Source organism: Mesoplasma tabanidae, assembly GCF_002804025.1.
Taxonomy (GTDB): Bacteria; Bacillota_I; Bacilli_A; order Mycoplasmatales; family Mycoplasmataceae; genus Mesoplasma; species Mesoplasma tabanidae.
In genome coordinates this window covers 659084-675887 of the sequence record NZ_CP024969.1, presented here as the reverse complement: position 1 = coordinate 675887, position 16804 = coordinate 659084, and the positions used below count along the sequence as shown (strand labels likewise).

Annotated in this window: 14 protein-coding genes, 1 tRNA gene and 1 riboswitch; all 15 genes read left to right on the top strand. The window is 28.3% G+C overall.

The genetic code is table 4. From position 1 onward, the window contains the following. Positions 1-8: 8 nt before the first annotated feature. The 15 genes from MTABA_RS03045 (at position 9) to MTABA_RS02975 (ending at position 16752) form a co-directional block, all read left to right on the top strand. On the top strand, positions 9-1592 hold the full coding sequence (locus MTABA_RS03045; RefSeq protein WP_100679695.1) for a hypothetical protein: 1584 nt from the start codon (positions 9-11) through the stop codon (positions 1590-1592). An 82-nt stretch (positions 1593-1674) separates the two neighbouring features. Beyond that, positions 1675-1738, top strand: a riboswitch (nucleoside riboswitch). 112 nt (positions 1739-1850) lie between these two features. Next, the gene (nrdF, locus tag MTABA_RS03040; protein WP_100679694.1) at positions 1851-2873 is read left to right on the top strand and encodes a class 1b ribonucleoside-diphosphate reductase subunit beta; all 1023 of its coding nucleotides are present in this window, start codon (positions 1851-1853) and stop codon (positions 2871-2873) included. A 3-nt stretch (positions 2874-2876) separates the two neighbouring features. Further along, positions 2877-3344, top strand: coding sequence for a class Ib ribonucleoside-diphosphate reductase assembly flavoprotein NrdI (nrdI, locus tag MTABA_RS03035; RefSeq protein ID WP_100679693.1), 468 nt, complete (start codon positions 2877-2879; stop codon positions 3342-3344). Continuing rightward, positions 3334-5499, top strand: coding sequence for a class 1b ribonucleoside-diphosphate reductase subunit alpha (nrdE, locus tag MTABA_RS03030; RefSeq protein WP_100679692.1), 2166 nt, complete (start codon positions 3334-3336; stop codon positions 5497-5499). Before nrdI ends, nrdE begins: the two co-directional genes overlap by 11 nt. 180 nt (positions 5500-5679) lie before the next feature. Next, the gene (locus tag MTABA_RS03025) at positions 5680-7248 is read left to right on the top strand and encodes a PTS transporter subunit EIIB (RefSeq protein ID WP_100679691.1); all 1569 of its coding nucleotides are present in this window, start codon (positions 5680-5682) and stop codon (positions 7246-7248) included. A 1-nt stretch (position 7249) separates the two neighbouring features. Further along, positions 7250-8689, top strand: coding sequence for a glycoside hydrolase family 32 protein (locus MTABA_RS03020; protein WP_100679690.1), 1440 nt, complete (start codon positions 7250-7252; stop codon positions 8687-8689). A 139-nt stretch (positions 8690-8828) separates the two neighbouring features. Continuing rightward, on the top strand, positions 8829-10778 hold the full coding sequence (locus tag MTABA_RS03015) for a DEAD/DEAH box helicase (protein ID WP_100679689.1): 1950 nt from the start codon (positions 8829-8831) through the stop codon (positions 10776-10778). 133 nt (positions 10779-10911) lie between these two features. Continuing rightward, positions 10912-10988 (top strand) — tRNA-Arg (locus MTABA_RS03010). A gap of 57 nt (positions 10989-11045) precedes the next feature. Next, positions 11046-11780, top strand: coding sequence for a hypothetical protein (locus MTABA_RS03005; protein ID WP_100679688.1), 735 nt, complete (start codon positions 11046-11048; stop codon positions 11778-11780). Then, positions 11773-12078, top strand: coding sequence for a hypothetical protein (locus MTABA_RS03000; protein WP_100679687.1), 306 nt, complete (start codon positions 11773-11775; stop codon positions 12076-12078). Before MTABA_RS03005 ends, MTABA_RS03000 begins: the two co-directional genes overlap by 8 nt. Positions 12079-12107: 29 nt before the next feature. Then, a complete protein-coding gene (obgE, locus tag MTABA_RS02995; RefSeq protein ID WP_100679686.1) occupies positions 12108-13406 on the top strand; it encodes a GTPase ObgE in 1299 nt (432 codons plus the stop codon). Between the two features lie 18 nt (positions 13407-13424). Further along, positions 13425-14159, top strand: coding sequence for an NAD(+) synthase (gene nadE, locus MTABA_RS02990; protein ID WP_100679685.1), 735 nt, complete (start codon positions 13425-13427; stop codon positions 14157-14159). Between the two features lie 20 nt (positions 14160-14179). After that, positions 14180-14320, top strand: coding sequence for a hypothetical protein (locus MTABA_RS02985; RefSeq protein ID WP_100679684.1), 141 nt, complete (start codon positions 14180-14182; stop codon positions 14318-14320). 132 nt (positions 14321-14452) lie between these two features. Next, positions 14453-16174 (top strand): phosphoenolpyruvate--protein phosphotransferase, encoded by a 1722-nt coding sequence (gene ptsP, locus MTABA_RS02980; protein WP_100679683.1) that lies wholly within the window; start codon positions 14453-14455, stop codon positions 16172-16174. A gap of 113 nt (positions 16175-16287) precedes the next feature. Continuing rightward, positions 16288-16752, top strand: a complete 465-nt coding sequence (locus MTABA_RS02975) for a hypothetical protein (RefSeq protein WP_100679682.1) — start codon at positions 16288-16290, stop codon at positions 16750-16752. Positions 16753-16804: the final 52 nt, after the last annotated feature.

The window sequence follows — 16804 nt, the reverse complement described above, 5'->3', positions numbered from 1 at the left end:
GATAAATTATGATAAATCGTTTAGACACAGTTTTTTGAGCATATTTTGATGAATACGTTAAAAAAGACGCATCTTCTATTTTTAAAAAAATTAATAATGATTTAAAAGAAAAAGTTAATGAAATATACGATGTTACTTATTATTCACTATTTCAATTTCAATTGTGAAAAAATGAATCATTGATTAATATTGAACCTGAAAAATATAGTGAAATATCAAACTACATAATTAAAAATTATAATGAACTTTTTATTTTTACATTTCAAGATAAAAATATAGAATCAAAATTTAAAGAATTAGATGAAATCAGTAAAATTTTTATTAAGGAAGTAATTGAAGGATTTGTTTTAAACCATATTATAAAAACATCTTTTGTTAATTCAGAAGCTCTTAATCAGAACTATTATTGAACTTTTGCTAGTTTATGTGCTTTAACAAGTAAATTTGAATATGATATAAATTTTAAAAGTGAAAATCTAAATAAATATTACTATTCAATAGTTTATCCTTTTTTAGTTACAATGCTTATGATAGATGTTCTAAAACCAGCTGATATGGTAGATAAAATAAAAAAAGTATTTACAAGAAAAAATATATCTGAAGCTTACAAAAAAGGAAGAGAACTTAGTTCAGAAGAAAAAGAATGGCTTGCACCAACGGTTCAATTTTTAAAAAATGAAGATGAATTGAATGCTTTTATTTTAAACTTCAAAAAAGACAACTGAGATATAATTGATATTAAACAAAAATTTAAATTGATTCATGAACTTTCTAAGATAACAACAATTTTTTTAAGGGATAATCTAAAAAATATTTCAGTTATATCAGAAGGGGAAGAAATTTATGAGGCAATTTATGCATATTTACCATTATTTTTAAGTTCATCTAAAGAACAGGGAAAGATAAACATAAAGACTTTTGAAGGAGCTCTTAAAACAGTTCATTGTGTGTCTCCAATAAATCAAAAAGACTTTAATCCAACTTGAACTATAAAGCACTCTAAAAAATTTAAAGAATTTAAAAAAATAAAGTTTAGAAATGAAAAATTAATTGATTTTATAGCAAGAGTGAGATATTCAACTTATTATATGGAAATGATCAATAAAAATAAAAGAAATAATGGTGTATTGGGAGATTGCTTAATTTTATTTAAAAAAGTTGGAATAGTGCAAACTATGCATTTTTACAGTGAAAATGAAGAAAAATTTGAATTTAATTATAAAAATGTAAAATTTAAATCTATAAATCTCGATATTAAAAACTTTTTAAAATTACTGAATAAGGTTGATAGATTTGAAGAAATAGCTGACTATAATTCTCAAATGTCAACAATGCTAAAAATAATTTCATTAACTATTACAATTGATCCAAAAACACCAAAAGCATTTGAATATTCATGAGAAACATTGCTTAAATACTATATTATTGCTTTTGGTCCTTATAAAAAAAATATGATGTCATACACACATAAAGATCTTGAATTGATTGAATTTAAAGTAAATAAATTGTTAACACAATATAAAAAGTTGAAGCAAAAAGAAAAAGTTGTTGATTCTATTGGTGTGTTGTATAAATTGCAACATTTTAAATAGAAAAAAAATAAATACAATAGCAAATTTTAAGATTTTTTAAAAATAAAAAATTATTATTAATTTACAACTGAATATAAAAGAAACTTATACAGGGTAGCATAATGGGCTACTGACCCCGCCTTCAAACCAATTTGAAGACTATAAGTGAAAAACCACTCTTTAATTATTAAAGTTTCTTTTTATGTCCAAAAGACTAGGAAGAAATTTTTTTATTTAGTTGAATTTATAATAGAGAAAAACGAAAGGAATATAATTATTATGGCTAAAATAAAAAATCAATACTATAATGAATCTGTTTCGCCTATTGAGTACGCGCAACAAGGATTTAAAGGTAAAATGCGTTCAGTAAACTGAAATGTAGTAAATGACGAAAAAGATTTAGAGGTTTGAAATAGAATTACACAAAACTTCTGGTTACCTGAAAAAATTCCAGTTTCAAATGATTTAACATCTTGAAGAACATTGACACCTGAGTGACAAGAATTAATTACAAGAACTTTTACAGGGTTAACTTTATTAGATACAATTCAAGCAACTGTTGGAGATGTTGCACAAGTTCCTAATTCATTAACAGATCACGAACAAGTTATTTATACAAACTTTGCATTTATGGTTGCTGTTCATGCTAGATCATATGGTTCAATTTTCTCGACATTATGTTCAAGTGAACAAATCGAAGAAGCTCATGAATGAGTTATTAATGCAGAAACATTACAAGAAAGAGCAAAAGCATTAATTCCTTATTATGTAAACGATGATCCGTTAAAATCAAAAGTTGCTGCAGCTTTAATGCCAGGTTTCTTATTATATGGAGGTTTCTACTTGCCTTTTTACTTATCAGCTAGAGGTAAATTGCCAAATACTTCAGATATTATTAGATTAATTTTAAGAGATAAAGTTATTCACAACTATTACAGTGGATATAAATATCAAAAGAAAGTTGCCAAGCTTTCACCAGAAAAACAAGCTGAAATGAAAGACTTTGTATTTAAATTGCTATACGAACTAATTGACTTAGAAACTGCTTATTTAAAAGAATTATATGATGGTTTTGGATTAGCCGATGATGCAGTTAGATTTAGTGTATATAATGCAGGTAAATTTTTACAAAATTTAGGATATGATTCACCTTTTACAGAAGAAGAAACTAGAATTGAACCAGAAATATTCACACAACTATCAGCAAGAGCAGATGAAAACCATGATTTCTTTTCAGGGAATGGTTCATCATATATTATGGGTGTTTCAGAAGAAACAGAAGATGACGACTGGGAGTTCTAAAAAATGCATGATGATATTAAATTAGTTTCAGGCGAAGAGATTGTCAAGCCTAAAGGAGAAGTACATGTTGTTTACTTCTCATCAATTTCAAATAATACACATAGATTTATTCAAAAACTAGGTGTTAAAAATTCAAGAATACCATACGAATTAGAAGAAGAAATTAATGCTGATTCTGATTATGTATTGATAACTCCAACATATAGTGGTGGTGGAGAATTTACTTCAGGAGCAGTTCCAAAACAAGTAATTAAATTTTTAAACAATGAAAAAAACAGAAACTTTTGTAGAGGTGTGATTGCTTCAGGTAATACTAATTTTGGTAATACTTTTGCAATGGCAGGACCAATTCTTTCAAAAAAACTTAATGTGCCATTGTTATATCAATTTGAATTATTAGGAACTCAAAACGATGTAGAAAAAATTAATAAAATATTGAAAGACTTTTGAGGAAATAAAAATGGAAGATAAAAAAATAAATACATTATCTGGTACAGATGAAAGTGATGAATATGTTACTTTAAATGCCAGAGCTAAAATATTAGCAGCTGGATCAGATAATTTCAAATTAGATGTGGAAGCTGCAAAAGCCTATTTAAAACATCATGTTGAACCTAGATTTGTAAAGTTTGATTCAGTTAAAGAAAGAATTGAATATTTAGTTTCTAATGGATACTACGAAGAAGAAGTAATTAATAAGTATACTATTCAACAAATTGAAGAAATTACTGATATTGCTTATGGATTTAAACGTGAATTTCCAAGTTTTATGGGAGCTATGAAATTTTACAATTCATATGGTTTAAAAACATTTGATGGTCAAGAATACTTAGAAAACTTTGAAGATAGAGCTGTTATGAATGCTTTATTTTTAGGAAATGGTAATTTTGATTCTGCAACAAAAACGCTAAGACAATTAATGCTAGGTAGATTTCAACCAGCTACACCAACATTCTTAAATGCTGGTAAAAAACAACGTGGAGAATATGTTTCATGTTATTTATTAAGAGTAGAAGATAACATGGAATCAATTTGTCGTGCAGTTACAACATCATTACAATTATCAAAGCGTGGTGGTGGGGTTGCTTTATGTTTAACTAACTTACGTGAATTAGGTGCACCAATTAAACATATTGCAAATCAAGCAACTGGTGTTATTCCAGTTATGAAAATATTAGAAGATTCATTCTCATATGCTAATCAATTAGGTCAAAGACAAGGGGCAGGAGCTGTTTATTTAAATGCTCATCACCCTGATGTTATGTCTTTCTTAGACACTAAAAGAGAAAACGCTGATGAAAAAATTCGTATCAAATCTTTATCTTTAGGATTAGTTATCCCAGATGTTACTTTTGAATTAGCTCAAAAAAATGAGGAAATGGCTTTATTCAGTCCTTATGATGTTGAAAGAGAATATGGAAAAGCAATGTCAGATATATCAATCACTCAAGAGTATGAGAATTTAGTTAAAAACCCAAACATTAAAAAAACTTATATTAATGCAAGAAAGTTCTTTTTAACTGTTGCAGAATTACATTTTGAAAGTGGATATCCATACATTTTATTTGACGATACTGTAAACAATAATAATGCTCATGCTGCGACTGGAAGAATTGTTATGAGTAACTTATGTAGTGAAATTGCACAAGTTTCAACACCAAGTACGTTTAATGATGATTTAAGTTTCAAAACAATGGGAGATGATATTTGTTGTAATTTAGGAAGTCTTAACATTGCTAAAGTAATGGAAAGTGGAGCTGAATTTGCAGAAGTTATTGAACATTCAATTAATGCTTTAGATTTAGTTTCACGAACAAGTGATTTAAGTAGTGCACCATCAATTCAACAAGGTAACAAAAAAAATCACGCTGTTGGTTTAGGAGCAATGAACTTACATGGTTTCTTAGCGACAAACTTTATTTGATATAACTCAATTGAAGCTGTTGATTTCACAAATATGTTTTTCTATGCAATGGCATACAATGCATTTAAAGCATCACATAAATTAGCTTTACAATATGGTACATTTGATGGATTTGAAACATCACAATTTGCTGATGGAAGTTGATTTAATAAATATACTAAATGTGCACAAGACAAATGAACTCCTGAAACACAAAGAGTTAGAGAATTATTTGCTCAATATAATGTAACTATTCCAACTCAACAAGATTGAATTGAATTAGTTGAATTAATTAAAAAAGATGGAATCGCAAATTCACACTTAATGGCTGTTGCTCCTACAGGATCAATTAGTTACTTATCTTCATGTACTCCAAGTTTACAACCAGTTGTAGCACCAATTGAAGTACGTAAAGAAGGAAAATTAGGTAGAATTTATGTTCCTGCTTACAACATTAATTTTGACAATATGGCTTACTATGCTTTAGGTGCATATGAAGTTGGACCAATGCCAATTATTGATATTGTTGCAGCGGCTCAACAACACGTTGATCAAGCTATTTCATTGACATTATTTATGACAGACCAAGTTACAACTCGTGACTTAAATAAAGCATATATTCATGCATTTAAGAAAAAATGTGCATCAATCTACTACGTACGTGTAAGACAAGAAGTATTAGAAGATAGTGAAAACTATGAATGTGATGCATGCGTAATTTAAAACAATAACTTAAGTAGCCAAAGGCTACTTTTTTATTTATAAATTTAAGCTAACTTATAATTATAGGTTTCTACTTTAAGTGTGAAAATACAAACAAAAATTAACTTATAATGTAATTAGAATAATTTCTAAAATGAAATCAATTAATAGAAATTATTATTATTTGAAAGGTTTAAAAAAATGAGACATGTAAAAATTAACAGTCACTTTTATGATGAATGCAAAAAAGTAAGAGAAGCTGTAGGTGGAATAAAAAACATCGAATTAATTAATAGATGTTCAACAAGAATTAGAATTAAGGTTATTGACAAGTCAAAACTAGACTTAAGCAAGCTTAAAAGTTCTATAATTTTTGTAAAAACATTATTAAAAGAAGATTATGTCCAATTAATCATTAACAAGAATATTGAGCAAGTTTTCTTAAACTTATTAAAGGCTTTAAAAATTTCTTATGATGAAGTGCCCAATGACTTTGAAGTAAGAGTTAACAAGTCAGAAAGCTTTTTTAAAGCTTTCACAGATGGTATAGCAATAATTGTTAAACCATTAATTCCTTTGCTTATAACAATGGCTATTGTAGCAACATTATCAAATGTGTTTAATGGAATTAACTTTGGCTTTAACACTGAGGGGAATGATGAATTAAAAATAGCTGCAGGAACTATAGCTAGCACAGGAAAAGTTGCAGCAGCTATAGGACTTATGTTTAGAACATTATCTGATAGTTTAGTTTTAGCTTTTTCTATTATGATTCCTTGATCAATATTTAAATTGATGAAAGGGAGTCAAGCAATTGGTATATCTATTGGAGTAGTTTTATGTTTTCATGGTTTATTGACAACTAACTCAATAATGGATGGAAAGCACGGAGGTTTATTTAATTGAGATGAAACTGTTTCATTTATTAAGACTGGTTATCCATGAAAAATTTCATTTGAGGGTCAAATATTACCAATTGTAGGAGTTAGTTTTTTAGCAGTATATATTGAAAGATTTGCAAATAAATTTGATATTCCTGTTTTTAAAGAAATGATTGCAATTCCAATGATTACAATTTCAACATTTTTTATAGCTCTATTATTAATAGCACCAGTTGGATTGTTATTAACATACGGAATGAATGTAGGTATTGTTTGAGCAACAACAAACAACATTGCTAAATATATATTTAATCCAATTTTAGGATTAGCCTTACCCTGGTTAGTCATAACAGGTTTAATTCAAGTTCTTGTTGTTATTAATTTACAACAATTTACAAATTTTGGTGGAACAACAATGATGCCTTTGTTTACTCAACTAAATATTGCAGTTGCAACATCAATCCTAGCTGTTTCGCTAATTAACAGACACAATAAAGAACTGAAAAGAACAGCGATTCCATCTTATTCATTAGCATATGTTAGTGGTTCAACAGAACCTGCATTATTTGGTGTAGGACTTAAATTTATTTATCCAGTAATAGCAGCAAGTATTGGAGCTACTGTAGGTATTATTATTACAACATTTGCTGGAGTTATATGCACAAATGGTAACGCATCTTTATTAATTTTTTTATCAATAACAACTGATAAAGAAATATTAAATAATTTTAATGTTAACACTATTGCAGGAGGCCCTTATTTATGAATGGCTATTGCTATTTTAGCAACATTTATAACAACATTCTTTGCAACTATAGGATTATCAAAGTTAAAAGTATTTAAAGAAATGAGCAACAAAGTTTTAGAAAGAGATTTTTCGGTAAAATAATATGAAACTAAATAAAAAAACAATATTAAACTTAATAACAGAACATAAAAAAGAAGATATTTGTAAAGCAAATGAGTTAGTAGCAAATGACAAATATTATAGACCAACTTATCATATAGCACCACCAAATGGTTTATTAAATGATCCGAATGGTCTTGTGTATATAGACGGAGAACATTATATTAATTATCAATGATCACCAGTTCAACCATACCATGGTATGAAACACTGAAGATTAGTCAAAACTAAAGATTTTATTAATTATGATGACTTAGGAGTATCAATTATTCCAACAGAAGAATGCGAAAAAACAGGTGCATTTTCTGGTTCAGCTTTCAAAGAGAAAGACGGTGTAAAAATTTATTACACTGGTAATATTGAAGAAAACGGTGAAATGATTGAAGAAGTTCAAATTAAAGCTGATTTTATTGATGAACAAATTGTAAATAAAAGAGTTGTTGTTAAACATGACAAAAATTTATTTACACCACATGTGAGAGATCCAAAAATATTTGAATACAAAAATAACAAATATATGATCATTGGTGCACAGTGCAAAGACGATATGTTAGGTGGATTAGTTTTTTATAAAACAGATGATATGGAAAAATACACTTTTGACAGAATTTTAAAACCTTCCTTAAATGAAACATATGGATACATGTGAGAATGCCCTAACTTAGATTATTTAGAAGGCAAAATATTATTCATGCAATCATCAGAAGGTTGATTTAATGAAAAAAATCCTTATGAACTAAATAGTTCAAGAAATGTTGTTTATACTAAGTTAGATAATCTAGATTTTGAGAACAATAAATTAAATGAAAAATCAATTTTAAAAACAATGGATTTTGGGCATGATTTTTATGCACCTCAAACTTATTGAGTTGATGAAAAATTATTAATGATAGGTTGACTAGGAGCTGTTGATGTTCAATATCCAACTGATCAATACTCATGACATTCAATGTTAACTATACCAAGAGAGTTAAGTTGAGCAAAAGAAAATTTAGTTCAAAAACCTTATTCAGAATTCAAAAAGAATGTGCTAACAAATACAATTAAAAAATTAACTAATCAGTTTAATGTAAATAAAGCAATACACTTAGAATTTGATTTAAAAGATAATATAAATATTAAAATTTTAAATAATGAAAATGAATTTATTGAAATAATTTTTACTGATAATGAAATAATTTTAGACAGAACAAATCAAACATCTAAAGTTGATTGAGATTTTGAATCACCAAGAAAAGCAATAAGAAAATTAAAAAATCAAAAAATTGAAATATTTATTGATTCTTCATCAATTGAAGTATTTGCTGATAATTATGAGACAATTTTTACTTCAAGATTTTTCGTAAAAGATTTCAATAGAATTAAGTTTGACAAAGAACATGAAATTACTTTATCTGAAGTAAAAGAAATGAAATTAAAATAATAATAAACAAGTAGTTATTTGACTACTTTTTTAAATTAAAATTATTTTTTTAATTACAAACAACTATGCTATAATATATAAATGACTTGTGATTTAAAATGATTATTTTTTGATCCTGAGTATAGAAAAAGGATAGAAAATGACATTTAAAGAATTACAACTAAGCGATAAAATATTGATCGCACTGGAAAAAGCTAAGTTTAATGAAGCAACAGAGATTCAAGCAAGAGCGATACCACTTTTCCTAGAAGGAAAAAACATTTTTGGTAAATCAAGTACTGGTACAGGAAAAACAGCCTCATTCGTATTACCAATTTTAGAAAAAATTGAACCAAATAAAAGAAGGGTTCAAGCCGTAATTATGGCACCAACAAGAGAACTAGCGATGCAAATTGTTAATCAAATTAGAATATTTGGTTCTAGAATCGAAAACTTAGTAATAGCTCCATTGATTGGTGGAGCTGACATGCGTGATCAAATTAAAAGATTAAGAGATGCACAAATTGTTGTGGGAACTCCAGGAAGAGTGAATGATCACTTAAACAGAAAAACTTTAAAATTAGAAGATGTTAAAACAATCATTTTAGATGAAGCTGATGAAATGCTAAAAATGGGATTCAAAAGTGAAATTGATGCATTATTTGAAAGAGTTTCACCTGATGTTCAAATTGGTTTATTCTCAGCAACAACATCACCAAAGGTAATGCAAATAGCTAATGATTATATGAATCAATATGATGTAATTGAAATTGAAAATCAAATTGAAGTAAACGCGAATATTACAAATACTTTTATTTTTACAAAAGGTTATAGTAAAGAAGATTTAATTGTTAAAGTTTTTGAAAAACATCAACCTAAAAGAGCAATAATTTTCTCAAACACAAAAAATCATACTGATAAAATTGCAGATAACTTAGAAGCTGCTGGAATTAGAGCAATAGTTATTAATGGAGACAAAAGACAATCACAAAGATCAAGAGCAATAGCAAAATTTAGAAACAATGAAATTTCAGTTTTAGTTGCAACTGATGTTGTTGCACGTGGAATCGATATTACTGGTGTTGATTATGTAATTAACTATGATGTATCAATGGAAGACGAACATTTTGTTCATAGAATTGGAAGAACAGGAAGAAATAATACAAAAGGAGATTCAATAACTTTTGTACAAAATCAAAATGTTTTAAGACAAATTAAAGGTATAGAAAAAAACTTTAAATTAATTATTGATGAAATGCAAATTTCTGAATATGGTCAAGTTGAAAAACAAGAAGGAAGAGGAAATTCTGGTCGTGGTCGTGATGACAGAAGAAACTCAGGTCGTGGAGATAGAAGAGATTCAAACCGTGATGACAGAAGAAGTTCAGGTCGTGGAGATAGAAGAGATTCAGGTCGTGGTCGTGATGACAGAAGAAATGCTGGTCACAATGATAGAAGAGATTTTGGTCGTGGTGAAAGAAGAAGAACAAGTGAAAGAATTGATAATGCTAGAAGCGCTTGAACTTCACAATCATGAGAAGAAAGAATGTTATCATTATCACCAGAAGAAAAAGAAGTTGCTAAAAAAGCTTTATCATTAGTAGACGATTATTCAGGAAATGAAAATCAAGAAAACAGATCAAACAATTTTGAAAATGATAGAAGAGATGCAAACCGTGGTCGTGATCGTGGAGACAGAAGAGATTCAAACCGCGGACCTGGTCGTGATGATAGAAGAAGTTTAGGTCGCGGAGACAGAAATTCAAAACGTGGTAGAGACGAAAAAAGAGATTCAGGTCGTGCAGACAGAGAAAATAAAAAATATGAAGGAACTAGACATTCTTCATGAGATGTTAAAACTGACTACTCACAACAAGATTCAGGTCGTTGAGAAAGAGTAACTGGTAAAGACAAAAGACCAGATTCTTTTAATGATAAAAAAGGCGGATCAGATTCAAACCGTGGAAGAGACGAAAGAAGAGATAGAAGAAGCTCAGGTCGTGGTGAATGAGTACATTCAGGTCCAAGAGAAAATAAAGGATCTGGAACTCGTAGTAGAAGAAATTCTTCATCTAATGTTTCATCAAGAAAACCAAAAAATAAATGATAATAATTTAAATAAACAGAACTACTAAATTAAAGTAGTTTTTTTATTTATTTTTTGTTTAAATATTAAATCTTTTGTAAAATTACTTTTAAATTTATTAATATTTATGTTATATTTATATATGTAATTATTAATTGCCCATGTAGCTCAGTTGGATAGAGCACGCGCCTTCTAAGCGTGAGGTCGGAAGTTCGAGCCTTCTCGTGGGCACCACTCGAAAACATCAATCATGCTATAATAGGCATGATTTTTTATTGAAATGAGGTTTATATGAATTTTTATGATGAACTAATTGCTGAACTAAAAGAATTAGTTCTAGAAAATGATTTTGAAACTGCTTTATTAAAAATAAATCAAGAATTATCAATGCCTTATGTTCCTTCAGATATTGAAGAGCAACTTATGAAATTTAAAGTAGAAATATTTGAAAAAATTTCAAATAAAGCAAGCAACAACAATAATCTTAATGCTGATTACATTTTGCAATTATTAAAATCAGATGATAGAGAACAACAAGCATTTGGTATAAATTTTTTAAATAAAATTAATTTAAGAGACAAGCTAAATGAAGTTAGTGAAATTCTTCTTTTAAAAAAAATTGATAATTCAATAAAAACTTTAATTCTTTATACTTTAAAAGAGCAAGAAATAAATAAGATTTTTGATGTTTCATATAGTGGTGTCCAAAGACAATGAAATCCTTTTGAAATTAATTTTGATGATAACTTTAAATTTATCACTGAGATTGATGAAGTCATTTCAAAAAGTATAGAAAATGAGAATCCAGGGATAGCGCATGACGCAAAGATGATAAATATAAATTTTTATTTAAATAACTTAGATAATTTTAATACAATGTTCTTAAATGAAAAAGCTGCAGCATTTATTTTATTTGCTGTAGAAATGTTAGAAGAAAAGAAAGAGATGTCATATATTAAACAGTGATTTGATTTTGACGAAGAAAAAGCATCAGAATTATTAAAGGAGATTAAAGGTAATGAATAACAAAATCAATTTTGATAAAGATAATTATCTAGAATTTAATGATTTTAATGATGTGATGATTCAAGCATTTGGAATAGGGTGTTCACTTTGTTATGATCCAGAAATCAGTTTTGTTTTAAAAGACCACCCAAAACCAATTGGCACACTTATAAAAGAACAAGAGAAAAACTTAACAGATAATGAAGTTGAAAAGTTGATTGAAAAACCTATTCAGGAATGACAAAAATTTGAAGACATTAATTTTGATAAACATGTGCCAACATTTTTATGTGATGAATGTTGAAATCAAATGATTTAATATAATAAAAAAGAAAGGAGCTGAAAAATATGAAATTTATTGATACAGCTAAATTTACTATCAAAGCTGGTAATGGAGGAAATGGTGCAGTTAGTTTCCATACTGCACTTTTCGTGCCCAATGGTGGTCCAAACGGTGGAGATGGAGGAAATGGTGGAAGTGTTATATTTGAAGCTGATGGCGGAAAACACTCATTACTTGATTTAAAACTTCAAAAGCAAATTAGTGCTCAAGACGGATTTAAAGGTGATATTAAAAATATGCATGGTGCTCAAGGTAAAGATCTTATTGTTCGAGTTCCTGTTGGTACATTAATCATTGACAATAAAACTGGAACAATTTTGGCTGACATGGATGAGGACAAAAAGCAAGTTTTAGTTGCTAAAGGCGGAAAAGGTGGAAAAGGGAATGCAAGATTTGCGAACTCAAGAAATAAAGCACCAACCATATTTGAAGCTGGTGAAATTGGGCAATTCTATGAAGTTAAAGCTGAATTAAAGGTATTAGCTGATGTAGGATTTGTTGGATTACCAAATGCGGGTAAATCGACTTTACTTAGAGCTATATCAAACTCTAAACCTGAAGTTGCAGATTATGCATTTACAACTTTAAATCCTCAATTGGGAGTTTCTAGATCTAAAGACGGTTCAACATTTGTTGTAGCTGATTTGCCAGGATTAATTGAAGGAGCTAGTTTAGGAAAAGGATTAGGACACCAATTTTTAAAACACATTGAAAGATGTAGAGTAATTTGTCATGTTCTAGATATGAGTGGGAATTATGGCCAAGAAGATGTAATTAAGAACTATGAATTGATTAGAAGTGAACTAGTTAAGTATAATTATAAATTGGATGAAAGACCTGAAATTATTGTTGCTAATAAAATGGATACAGATGAAGCGCAGTTAAATATGATGGAAGAACATATCCAAAAATATTTTAAAGATAAAAAAGTTGTTTTTGTATCAGGATTATTAAAAGATAATGTCGATGAATTACTATTAAAAATTGCAAAGGAACTTGAAACTGCAAAATATGTACCATTGTGAGAAATGGAACAAGATATTTATGAAGGAATTAAAGTCTATCGCCTTGAAGAAGATGAAGAAGATATTCAAATTATTAATAAAGGTAATGGTAGATGAGAAGTTGCAGGTGATACAATTTATAAAATTTATCAAAAATTTCCAATCACAACTGATGATAACTTATTATTGTTTAATGAAAAACTTAAAAAATCAGGCGTTTATGATATGTTAAGAGAACGTGGTGTAGGTGCTGGAGATATTGTAAAAGTATTTGAATATGAACTTGAATGAATGGATTAATTTATAAAGGAGACAATTATGGAATTAAAAGAATATTTAAATTATTTAGTTGAATTTATTAGAGAAACAGTTAAAAATGCAAACGCAAAAGGTGTTGTTATTGGGATAAGCGGTGGAATTGATTCTGCTGTTGTTGCCTGTTTAGCAAAAAAAGCTTTTCCAAATGATTATACAGCTGTTTGAATGCCAATTGAGTCTAGTGAAGAAGACTACAAATGTAAACAAGAACTAATTGATCAATGTGGAATCAAAGCTATTGATGTTGAATTAAAAGAAACATTCTTATCATTTAAAAAGGCAATTAAAGAATCAACAACACCTGATCATAAATTAGCTATTGCTAATGCAAAAGCTCGTTTAAGAATGACAACTCTTTATACTGTTGCTCAAACAAATTCATACTTAGTTTTAGGAACTGATAATCTTGATGAATGACATATTGGATATTTCACTAAATTTGGTGATGGTGGAGTTGATATGGTTCCTTTAGTTCACTTATTAAAAAGAGAAGTTAGAGAAGCTGCAAAAATATTAGGAGTTCCTACTTCAATCATTAATCGTGCACCAACAGCAAGTTTATGAGAAAATCAAACTGATGAAAGTGAGTTAGGAATTACTTATGATCAAATTGATGCTTATTTAGCTGGTGAAATAAATGATCAAGATGTTAAAGCAAGAGTTGATCATTTGCATAAAATAAGTGAACATAAAAGAAATGGCGCACTAGCACCAAAAGAATTTAAAAGAAAATAAAAATTATAGGAGAATTAAATATGAAAAAAGTAATTATGAGAGGCGCAGAAATTTTATTTACTGCTGAATCAGAGAATCAACAAGTTTTAGATCAAATGCTTTATGATTTCTGTGTTGGTAATAACATTCCTGTTGACTCAGTAGTTTTTAAAGAAATTTAATGGTGGTTTTCCATCATTTTTTATTTTTATTACAATAATTTTTTCCATTTTTTAATATTTTTAATATAAAAAATAGTATTTAAATATTATAATTATATATGTTATGAAATAACTTAAACAGGAGAAAAAAATATGAGTAAACAATTTAAAGGTATTGGAGCTAGTGAAGGTATTGCAGTAGCAAAAGCATTAGTTCTAGCAGAAGACCAAATAGAAATCAAAAATACAAAAGTTTCTGATATTGATGCTGAAGTTTTAAAATTAGAAAACGCAGTTAATAAATCAATTGAAGATTTAGAAAATTTAAAAATTACTACATTAGAAAAATTAGGTCCTAAAAAAGCGGCTATCTTTGATGCGCATAAAGAAATCGCATCAGATCCAGCTATTAAAGACGAAATTATAAATGTTATTAAATCTGAGTCTGTTTGTGCTGAATTTGCAGCTCAACAAGTAACTAATAACTTTTATGAAATGTTTGCTTCAATGGATGATCCATATTTTAAAGAAAGAAGTGCTGATATTAAAGACGTTGCTTCAAGAATCATTAAACATATATTAGGTATTGCTATTGTTGATTTATCAACAATTAGTGAAGAAATTATTATTGTTGCTGAAGATTTAACACCTTCGCAAACTGCTCAATTAAACAAGCAATTTGTTAAAGGTTTTGCAACTAATATTGGCGGAAGAACTTCACATGCTGCAATTATGGCAAGAAGTTTAGAAATTCCTGCTGTTTTAGGATTAAGAACAATTACAACTGATGTTAAAAATGGTGAAGTTTTTGCTTTAAATGGAACAACAGGAGTTGTTGAATTAGATTTAACAGATTCAATTAAAGCTGAATACGAAAAATTAGCAAAAGAATTTGCTGCCTTAAAAGCTGAATTACAAAAATTTAAAGACTTGCCATCAAAAACTGCTGATGGACAAGAAAAATTAATTGAAGCTAATATTGGTTCTCCAACTGATGTTGAATCAGTTATTGAAAATGGTGGAGAGGGAGTTGGATTATTCCGTTCAGAATTCTTATATATGGACAATGACCACTTCCCAACAGAAGAAGAACAATATGTTGCTTACAAACAAGTAATGGATGCAATGAAAGGTAAATTAGTTGTTATCCGTACATTAGATATTGGTGGAGACAAAAAATTATCATACTTTGAATTCCCACACGAAATGAACCCATTCTTAGGATATAGAGCTGTTCGTTTTACATTAGATAGAAAAGATATTTTTAAAGATCAATTAAGAGCTTTATTAAGAGCTAGTGCGCATGGGGAATTAGGAATTATGTTCCCAATGATCGCAACTGTTGATGAATTCAAACGTGCTAAAGCAATCGTAGAAGAATGTAAAAAAGAATTAAGAAAAGAAAGCATTGCATTTGATGAAAATGTTCAAGTTGGAATGATGGTTGAAATTCCTGCTGCTGCTGTTAATGCTGATAAATTTAGTAAATATGCTGATTTCTTTTCAATTGGAACAAATGATTTAATTCAATATTCAATGGCTGCTGACCGTATGAGTGAAAATGTTTCATACTTATACCAACCATTAAACCCAGCAATTTTAAAATTAATTGATTTAACAATTAAAGGTGCACACAAGAACAACAAATGAGTTGGTATGTGTGGAGAAATGGCTGGAGATATTCAAGCATTACCATTACTTTTAGGAATGGGACTAGATGCATTCTCAATGAGTGCAACTTCAATGCTAAGAGCAAGAGCTTTAATGAGCAAAATTACTATGACAGAAGCTGAAGAATTAGCAAATAAAGCACTTGCATCTGATGACACTCCTGAAGTTATTGAACTAGTAGATGCATTTTTAGCTTCTAAATAATTTTTAATAAAACAATGTGAAGATACATTGTTTTTTTGTACCTAAGTTTCAATGATAATAGATAAAAGTACACTTCTATGTTAATATAAATAAAAGACAAACAAAGGAGAATTATGAAAAAATTTAAAAAACTTATTTTAAATATGGCAGTTTGTATAAATGTAATGATTTTTGGAATTTTAACTTTAGTTGCTTTTTATAGCATTGGTTTTAAAGATGGAGTTAATTTATCTAATGTAACAGAAGTAACAGAAAGCAAGCAATATTTTGCGTTAGCTTTAACTGGAATTATTTTAGTCTGAGCATCAATGATTTTACCAATATTGAAATTATTATTTAGAAAACCTTTTCAAACAATGATTATTAGTATTACTACTTTAGTTGTGTTAACTATGGCAACTGCAATGATGATGGCAGCTGATATTACATTTGTTATCAATGGTAATTCAGATACTTGAAAAGTGTTTGGTGTTATGTTGTTATTACTTGTTGGTTACAGTATAACAATTCAACCTCAAATAAAAATTTTATTTTTTAAAAATGAAGATAAGAAAACTGAAATTTCACAAGAAGCTTAATAGCTTCTTTTTTTTGAAAAAGTTATGATTATAGGTGTTTTTAAGACAATAA